Here is an 8,840-nt window from a genome sequence, read left to right on the forward strand (position 1 = left end):
GCCTGTCCTTCAACCGTTCGGGCTGAGCCTGTCGAAGCCAGGGCACTGTGCCTGAGCAGCCCTTCGACAAGCTCAGGGCGAACGGCGGGGAGGCCGCACACGCGCCCGGCGCGAGTGGCCTCCAGCCTCGCTCACAGCACCTTCACCGCCAGCTTGAAGTCCGGATCTTCATCAAAGGGCTTGATCTGAAAACCCAGGTGGCGCATGAGTTTGAGCATGTTGCTGTTGTGGGCCAGCACCAGCCCCTCGATCTGCGCCAGGCCCTTGTTGCGCGCGAACTCGGTGATGGCGGCCATGAGCCGCGAGCCCAGGCCCTGGCCCGCGAATTCGTCGGCCACCAGCAGCGAGAACTCGCAAGTTCGGAGGTCCGGGTTGGTCACGTAGCGCGAAACGCCGATGATGCGCTCGGTGTCGATGAACTCGCCATCGGCCCCTAGCTTGCGTTCGCGGTGTACGGCCACCAGGGCCATCTCGCGGTCGTAGTCGATGAGCGTGAAGCGCGCCAGCATGCGCGAGGGCAGCTCGGGCATGGACGAGGCGAACCGGAAGTAGCGGCTTTCGGACGACAGGCCCTTGACCAGCGCCTGCAGCATCGAGGCATCGTCCGGCCTCACCGGGCGCACGGTGTACAGGCCGCCGCCGCGCATGGGCCATTCCTGCTCGAAGTGCGAGGGGTAGGGCAGGATGGCCAGGTGCCCGTAGTGCTGCCCGTGCGCGGAGGTGGGCTGCACCACGATGCGCGCATCCACCGCCAGCGCGCCGGACTCGTCCAGGATGATGGGGTTGATGTCCATCTCGCGCAGCTGGGGCAGTTCGCACACCATTTCGGATACGCGCAGCAGCACGTGTTCGAGCGCCGCCATGTCCACGGGCGGGGCGCCGCGCCACTCGCCCAGCGTGGCAGCCACGCGCGCACGCTGCACCAGCCCGCGCGCCAGGAACTGGTTGAGCGGCGGCAGGTCCATGCTGCGGTCGCCGATCAGCTCGATCATCGTGCCGCCCGCGCCAAACGTGATCACCGGGCCGAACAGGTCGTCCGTCACCAGGCCGATGTACAGCTCGCGCCCGCGCCGCTGGGCAGACATGTTCTGCACCGTGACGCCGTTGATGTGGGCCTCCGGCCGCAGCTGCGCCACGCGCTTGACCATGTCGTTGTAGGTGTCGCGCACCTGCGTGGCGTTGGCGATGTTGAGCGCCACGCCCTGCACGTCGGACTTGTGCGGAATGTCGGGCGAATCGATCTTGAGTGCGGCCGGGTAGCCCAGCTGCGTGGCGATCATCATGGCCTCGTGCGCGTTGCGCGCAAGGATGGTCTTGGTGACGGGGATGTGGAACGCTGCCAGCAGCGCCTTGGATTCCAGCTCGGTGAGCACGTAGCGGCGCTCGGCCAGCACGCTCTCGATGAGCAGGCGTGCGCCCTCCACATCCGGCTTGGCCAGGTCGTGCGCCAGCGGGGGCGGCGTCTGCTGCAGCAGCAGCTGGTTCTCGTGGTGGTTCGCGATGTTGGAGAACGCGTCCACACCCGCTTCGGGCGTGCGGAAGGTGGGGATGGAGGCCGCGTTCAGCACCGCGCGTGCCTCGTTCACCGTGGTGTCGCCCATCCAGCAGGTGAAGAGCGGCTTGCTGACCGACAGGTGCGTCTGCACCAGCGCCTGCGCCACGCGGGTGGGGTCGGCGCCGAGCTTGGGCGAATAGATCACCAGAATGCCGTCGATGCCGGGTGTGCCGCTCGCGGCCTCGATGGCGGCGGTGAAGTGCTCCGGCGTGGCGTCTTCCGACAGGTCGATCAGGTCCTTGAGCGAGGCCTGCGGCGAAAGCTTTGGCGCGAGCGCGGTGGCCGCGGCGTGGTCCAGCTTGCCCAGGTGCAGCCGCAGCTCGTTGGCCCAGTCGGCCGCCAGCACGCCGGGCCCGCCCCCGTTGGTGATGACGGCCAGGTTGCGCCCCGAGGGCTGGTAGCGGGAGGCCAGGCAGCGCACGGCCGAGAACAGCTGCGAGAACGTGCGCACGCGCACCGCGCCAGCGCGGCGCAGTGCGGCGTCGAACACATCGTCGCTGCCCACGATGGCGCCGGAATGCGTGAGCGCCGCCTCGTTGCCTGCGGGCTTTCGGCCGGCCTTGAGCACGATCACCGGCTTGGCACTGGCGGCCGCGCGCAGCGCGCTCATGAAGCGGCGCGCGTTGCGGATGCCTTCCATGTAGATCACGATGCTGTGCGTGTGCGCGTCCGCTGCCAGAAAGTCCAGCGCATCTGCCAGGTCCAGCGCCGTGTTCGGCCCCAGGGACACCACGGCCGAAAACCCCACCCCGCTGCGCTGCGCCCAGTCCAGGGTGGACGCCGTGAGCGCGCCCGACTGCGACAGCAGCCCCAGCGGCCCGGCCTTGGCCAGCGCGCCGATGGTGCTGGCATTGAGGTGGTGGTGGGGCCGCTGGAAGCCGCTGCAGTTGGGACCCAGCAGGTGCAGCTGGTGCCGCTGGGCCGTGGCGTGCAGCCGGCCCGCGTCCTGCGCGTTCAGGCCTGAGGAAACCACCAGCGCCGCCCGGCAGCGGATGCGGCCGGCCACCTCCAGCGCGTTGTCCATCTCGTCCACCGTGGGCAGCGCGATCACGGCCAGCTCGGCGCGCGAGCGGGCCAGGTCGGCCAGCGTGCCGCTCATGCGAATGTCGACAAAGCGCAGCTCACCCCCGTAGCCGCAGCTGCGCAGCTGGTCGGCCAGATTCCGGGCGGGGCCGGGCTCCAGCGCGTCGGGGTCCAGGCCGCCAGCGAACACGACGATGGAGGCCGGGTTGAAAAGGGGCTGCAGGAAGTGCTTGTCCATGGTGGTGGCAATAGGTTTCGGTGTCAGTCCGCGCCGATCAGGACCTTGACGTGCGCGGCGGCGCTGCGCGCCAGGGGGCTCATCACGTAGCCGCCCTCCAGGCACGAGACGACGCGCCCCTGCGCATGCCGGCGGGCCAGGTCGAGCAGGCGCTGCGTGACCCATTCGTAGTCGGCGTCCAGCAGGCCCAGGTTTCCCATGTCGTCCTCGCGGTGGGCGTCAAAGCCGGCGGAGATGTAGATCAGCTGCGGCCGGAAGGCTTCGAGTGCCGGCATCCACGTGGCGTCCACCAGTGCGCGGAACTCGGCGCTGCCGGTGCGGCTGTCCATGCCCACGTGCACCATGTTGCTGCCGCCGGGCTGCTCGCCAGGCCCCAGTGGGTACAGGCCCTTTTCATAAATCGAACACATCAGCACCCGCTCGTCGCCAGCCAGGATGTCGGCGCTGCCGTTGCCGTGGTGCACGTCGAAGTCGACCAGCGCGACGCGTTCCAGGCCGTGTACATCGAGCGCATGGCGAATGCCCACGGCCACGTTGTTGAAAAAGCAAAAGCCCATGCAGGCGCCGCGTTCGGCATGGTGTCCCGGCGGGCGGATGTTGCAGAACGCCGTGGCCACCTCGCCGCGCAGCACCAGATCGGTGGCCAGCACGGCGGCTCCGGCGGCGCGCAGGGCCGCCGGCACGGTGTGGGGGTTCATCAGCGTGTCCGGGTCCAGCCGCTCATAGCCCTCGGTGGGCGCGCGGGCCAGCAGCTCGTTCACGTACAAGGCCGAGTGTGCGCGCGTCAGCTGCTCCACGCTGGCCTGCGGTGCGTCGTACGGCACCATGAAGTCGCTGTAGCCCTTGCTGAGCAGCATGTCGGAGATGGCGTGAAGGCGTTCAGGGCACTCGGGGTGGCCGGGCCCCATGTCGTGCTGGAGGCAGTCCGGATGGGAAATGTAGGCGCAGAGCATGGCGGCTGAAGGGGATAGGGTGGGTTGAACCGCCATGCCTGCGATGGGCTCCACTGTAGGCGCGGACGGTGAAGGCGTCTTGATATGGGTCAACGGAGGCCTGGGAGTCTGCGCGGCAGAAGAAGCATCGGCTGCGCAGACTCCTGGCGAGAAAAAGCCGGGCAAGGGGCCCGGCTCTGAGGAAGTGCGTGCCCCGCAGGGCACGAAGCAGCGGGCGGTCCCTCAGTGTCCCGAGGCCCCGGCGGCGCCCAGGCCGGTTTCCGAACGCACTTGCTGTGCTGGGAACGCGGCGCGTTCGCGCTGCGCGCTGGCGCTGCGGTCCAGCAGCGAGAAGATCCAGATGCCCGCGAAGCCGATGGTCATGGAGAACAGGGCGGGCGAGGTGTAGGGGAACAGCGCGCTGCCCTTGGGGTTGCCCAGCACGGCTTCCCACACCGAGGGCGACACGACCGTAAGGCCCACCGAAGACACCAGGCCCAGGAAGCCGCCGATCACGGCGCCCTTGGTGGTGCAGTCCTTCCACAGCACGCTCATGAACAGCACGGGGAAGTTGGCCGAAGCGGCGATCGCGAAGGCGAGCGACACCATGAACGCGATGTTCTGCTTCTCGAACACGATGCCCAGCACCACGGCGATCACGCCCAGGCTCAAGGTGGTGATGCGCGAGACCTTGAGTTCCGAGGCGCTGTCGGCCTTGCCCTTCTTGAACACCGTGGCGTACAGATCGTGCGATACGGCCGAGGCGCCGGACAGCGTGAGGCCCGCCACGACCGCCAGGATGGTCGCGAACGCCACGGCAGAGATGAAGCCGTAGAACACGTCGCCGCCCACCGACTTGGCCACCAGCACGGCCGCCATGTTGGCGGTGCCCGCGCCGCCCTTGATCACGCCATTGGCGGTGTCGGAGAACTCGGGGTTGGTGAGCACCAGGGTGATGGCGCCAAAGCCGATGATGAAGATCAGCACGTAGAAATAGCCGATCCAGGTCGTGGCCCAGAACACGCTCTTGCGGGCTTCCTTGGCGTCGGGCACCGTGAAGAAGCGCATCAGGATGTGGGGCAGGCCGGCGGTGCCGAACATGAGTGCCATGCCGAAGCTGATGGCCGAGATCGGGTCCTTGATGAAACCGCCCGGCCCCATGATGGCCAGGCCGATGGCGTTGGCCTCTTCGGCCGTCTTGCCCTGGTTGCTGGCGATGGCGCTCTTCACGGCCACGCCCTTGGCAAACAGCGCTTCGGGGCTGAAGCCGAACTGCGCCAGCACCATGAAGGCCATGAAGCTCACGCCCGCGAGCAGCAGCACGGCCTTGATGATCTGCACCCAGGTGGTGGCCGTCATCCCGCCGAACAGCACGTAGATCATCATCAGCGCGCCCACCAGCACCACGGCGATCCAGTAGTCCAGGCCGAACAGCAGCTTGATCAGCTGGCCCGCGCCCACCATCTGCGCGATCAGGTAAAAGGCCACGACCACCAGCGTGCCGCTGGCCGCGAAGGCGCGAATCGGAGTTTGCTGGAAGCGGTAGCCCGCCACGTCGGCGAACGTGAACTTGCCCAGGTTGCGCAGGCGCTCGGCCATCAGGAAGGTGATGACGGGCCAGCCCACCAGAAAGCCGATGGAGTAGATCAGCCCGTCATAGCCCGAGGCCATGACGGCCGCCGAAATGCCCAGGAACGAGGCGGCCGACATGTAGTCGCCCGCGATCGCCAGACCATTCTGGAAGCCCGTGATGCCGCCGCCGGCGGTGTAGAAGTCCGCGGCCGAGCGCGTCTTGGCCGCCGCCCACTTGGTGATCCACAGCGTGCCCGCCACGAAGAGGGCGAACATGACGATGGCCGTCCAGTTGGTGGCCTGCTTGGCGGCTTGGCCTACATCGCCGCCAGCGGCATGGGCCGCGGCCGCGCAGCAGCCGGCTGCCGCGAGACCCCAGCGGGCGCGGCGCGAAAGGTTCGGAGTGTTCATTTTTGGGCGTCCCGAAGGATGTCTTGGGTCAATGCGTCGTAGCGGCTGTTGGCGCGCCGCACGTAGATGCCGGTGATCACGATGGTGAAGACGATCACGAACAGGCCCAGGGGAATGCCCAGGGTGGTGACCCCGCCGCCGATGGGCTGGGCCAGGAACGGCTTGTTGAAAGCGATGAGTGCGATGTAGCCGTAATAGACGAACAACATCAGGGCGGTGAGAGTCCAGCCGAAGCGGTTGCGTTCTTGCCGGAGTTCGCGGTAGCGCGGGTGGCTCTGGATGCGTGTTGCCACGGGATCCGTCATGGTGATCTCCTTGAGTTATCGGAATGCGTCTCTCGCGAGCCCGGCCGGGGTGATGCACGAAACGGAGCGAATTCTGGGAACGGGCCCTGACCCCCTTCTTACGGCAGTGCAACATGAAATTCCTAGGGTTTGTCCTGTGCAGGGTTTCCCTAGCCGCGGCGTTGGTACTAACCCTTGGAAAACGCGGGTTTCGACGCCATGAAGGGGGGCGAAATGCCGGCGTTTCTCACATCGAGAAAAAAAATCCCCGGGTTTGTCCCAGGCAAATTTGCCGAGCAAGTAACCGAGCGAAATAGCTGATTTTTCCTGTCAGTTTTCGGTCAGATGCCAAACGGATATTCCGCTCCAGCACCCCAGCGTGCCCTGCCGGTGGCCCCGTGGCTTCCGGTCTTGATCAACAACACTGGAGACAACCAACATGGCAACCGTTCATCCCGCACCGCGGCCGATGTCGCCCGAAGAGAGGAAAGTCATCTTCGCGTCGTCGCTCGGCACCGTTTTCGAGTGGTACGACTTCTACCTGTATGGTTCGCTCGCAGCCATCATCGCCAAGCAGTTCTTCAGCGGACTGGACGCCGGCTCGGCCTTCATCTTCGCGCTGCTGGCGTTCGCCGCGGGCTTCATCGTGCGGCCCTTCGGCGCCATCTTCTTCGGCCGCCTGGGGGACATGATCGGCCGCAAGTACACCTTCCTGGTCACCATCCTGATCATGGGCTTGTCCACGTTCATCGTGGGTATCCTGCCGACCTATGCCTCCATCGGCGTGGCGGCGCCCGTCATCCTGATCATCCTGCGCCTGCTGCAAGGCCTGGCGCTGGGCGGTGAATACGGCGGTGCTGCCACCTACGTGGCCGAACACGCTCCGCACGGCAAGCGCGGCGCCTACACGGCCTGGATCCAGACCACCGCCACGCTGGGCCTGTTCCTGTCGCTGATGGTGATCCTGGGCACCCGCACGGTGCTGGGCGAGGAAGCCTTTGGCGACTGGGGCTGGCGCATTCCGTTCATCGTGTCGATCCTGCTGCTGGCCATCTCGGTCTGGATCCGCCTGTCGATGAACGAATCGCCCGCGTTCCAGAAGATGAAGGCCGAGGGCAAGACCTCCAAGGCCCCGCTGACCGAGTCCTTCGGCCAGTGGAAGAACCTCAAGATCGTGATCCTGGCCCTGATCGGCCTGACCGCCGGCCAAGCCGTGGTGTGGTACTCCGGCCAGTTCTATGCGCTGTTCTTCCTGACGCAGGCGCTCAAGGTGGACGGCGCGACCGCCAACATCTTCGTGGCCGTTTCCCTGCTGATCGGCACGCCCTTCTTCATCGTGTTCGGCGCCCTGTCCGACAAGATCGGCCGCAAGCCCATCATCCTGGCAGGCTGCCTGCTGGCCGCTCTGACGTACTTCCCGGTGTTCGGTGCGCTCACCAAGGCGGCCAACCCCGCGCTGGCTGAAGCCCAGGCCAAGAACCAGGTGATCATCACGGCCGACCCCAAGGAGTGCTCGTTCCAGTTCAACCCCACCGGCACGACCAAGTTCACCAGCTCTTGCGACATTGCCAAGCAGGTGCTGGCTGGCGCTTCGGTGAGCTACGACAACGCCACGGCCGCTGCCGGAACGCCCGCCACCATCAAGATCGGCGAGACCGTCATCACCTCTTACACCAGCAAGGGCCTGCCCGCTGATGAAGCCAAGAAGAAGGACACCGAGTTCAAGAAGGCCGTGGCCGATGCGCTGAAGGCCGCAGGCTATCCCACCAAGGCAGACCCTGCCCGCATCGACAAGGTCATGGTCACCGTGATCCTGACGTACCTGGTGCTGCTGGTGACCATGGTGTATGGCCCCATCGCCGCCATGCTGGTGGAAATGTTCCCCACCCGCATCCGCTACACGTCCATGTCCCTGCCATACCACATCGGCAACGGCTGGTTCGGAGGCCTGCTGCCCACCACGGCATTCGCCATCGTGGCCCAGACCGGCAACATGTACAACGGCCTGTGGTACCCCATCATCATTGCCGGCGCGACGGTGGTGATCGGTGGCCTGTTCATCAAGGAAACCAAGGACGTGGACATCTACGCCAACGACTGATGACGGATGGATCGATGGATGCACGTATCCATTGATCGCCTTCGACCGGTTTGCAAGGCCCGTTCCGCAAGGGGCGGGCCTTGTGTTCCATCAAGGGGCTTGTCTGCCGATCCAGTAGACATACAACGCCCGGCCCAGGCCCCTTGATTGAACAAACCATCCCAAGGAGATATTGATATGTGGAAGATTGTTGTTGGCTTCGTTCTGTTTGCCGCGCTGTCGATGTACGTGATCATCACGGCGGGTGACAAGGCCGACATGGGCGGTGAAAAGCACGGCGCGGATGCCGTGCACGCACCCGAGCCTGCCGCGAGCGCGCCCGCGGCGCCGGCATCTGCCCCCGCCTCGGCAGCCAGCGCGCAGTGATGCCTTCACACTGTGAGGGCAGGCGGGCCCGCACGGCCCGCACGCACAGCAAAAAGCCCAGGGTTTCTGCCCTGGGCTTTTTTGCTGGGGAACTGCGCAGGGCGCTCAGCGCCGGAACCGTCCGTCCGTGCCGATGATGGACAGGTCGGCAAAGTCGAGGCCGGTGTGGTCCTCGGGCGTGAAGGAGACCTCCAGGCCGCCGATGTCGAACTTGCGGATGGTCTCCAGCGCCGCGTGGATCTTGGCGCGGTCGGGCTTGGGACCGGCGCGCTTGAGGCCTTCCACCAGCACCTTGGCCGCGGCAAAGCCTTCGAGCATGGCGGGGCTCACCTCGGCGCCCTTGGCCTTGGCGAGTTCC

At 66.3% G+C, this 8,840-nt stretch carries 7 protein-coding genes; 2 read left to right on the top strand and 5 right to left on the bottom strand.

The window, feature by feature from the left end:
- Positions 1–131: 131 nt before the first annotated feature.
- The 4 genes from MRY84_RS15190 to MRY84_RS15205 all read right to left on the bottom strand — a co-directional run bounded on the left by MRY84_RS15190 (position 132) and on the right by MRY84_RS15205 (position 6,036).
- Positions 132–2,816 carry a bifunctional acetate--CoA ligase family protein/GNAT family N-acetyltransferase gene (locus tag MRY84_RS15190; protein ID WP_291506544.1) on the bottom strand — a complete coding sequence of 895 codons (2,685 nt, stop codon included), beginning with the start codon at positions 2,814–2,816 and terminating at the stop codon, positions 132–134.
- A 23-nt stretch (positions 2,817–2,839) separates the two neighbouring features.
- On the bottom strand, positions 2,840–3,769 hold the full coding sequence (locus tag MRY84_RS15195) for a histone deacetylase family protein (RefSeq protein ID WP_291506545.1): 930 nt from the start codon (positions 3,767–3,769) through the stop codon (positions 2,840–2,842).
- A gap of 222 nt (positions 3,770–3,991) precedes the next feature.
- Positions 3,992–5,731 (bottom strand): cation acetate symporter, encoded by a 1,740-nt coding sequence (locus tag MRY84_RS15200; RefSeq protein ID WP_291506546.1) that lies wholly within the window; start codon positions 5,729–5,731, stop codon positions 3,992–3,994.
- Positions 5,728–6,036, bottom strand: a complete 309-nt coding sequence (locus tag MRY84_RS15205) for a DUF485 domain-containing protein (RefSeq protein ID WP_291506547.1) — start codon at positions 6,034–6,036, stop codon at positions 5,728–5,730. Before MRY84_RS15205 ends, MRY84_RS15200 begins: the two co-directional genes overlap by 4 nt.
- A gap of 418 nt (positions 6,037–6,454) precedes the next feature.
- Between MRY84_RS15205 and MRY84_RS15210 the strand changes: the two genes are divergently transcribed.
- Complete coding sequence (locus MRY84_RS15210; protein ID WP_291506548.1) at positions 6,455–8,116, top strand: MFS transporter; 1,662 nt, start codon at positions 6,455–6,457, stop codon at positions 8,114–8,116.
- A 177-nt stretch (positions 8,117–8,293) separates the two neighbouring features.
- Positions 8,294–8,482, top strand: coding sequence for a hypothetical protein (locus tag MRY84_RS15215; protein ID WP_291506549.1), 189 nt, complete (start codon positions 8,294–8,296; stop codon positions 8,480–8,482).
- Between the two features lie 105 nt (positions 8,483–8,587).
- Here MRY84_RS15215 and MRY84_RS15220 read toward each other — a convergent pair.
- The coding region (locus tag MRY84_RS15220) for an ABC transporter substrate-binding protein (RefSeq protein WP_291506550.1) at positions 8,588–8,840 on the bottom strand (253 nt) is incomplete at its 5' end.

The sequence above is a fragment of the Acidovorax sp. genome (genome assembly GCF_022763525.1).
Taxonomy (GTDB): domain Bacteria; phylum Pseudomonadota; class Gammaproteobacteria; order Burkholderiales; family Burkholderiaceae_C; genus Acidovorax.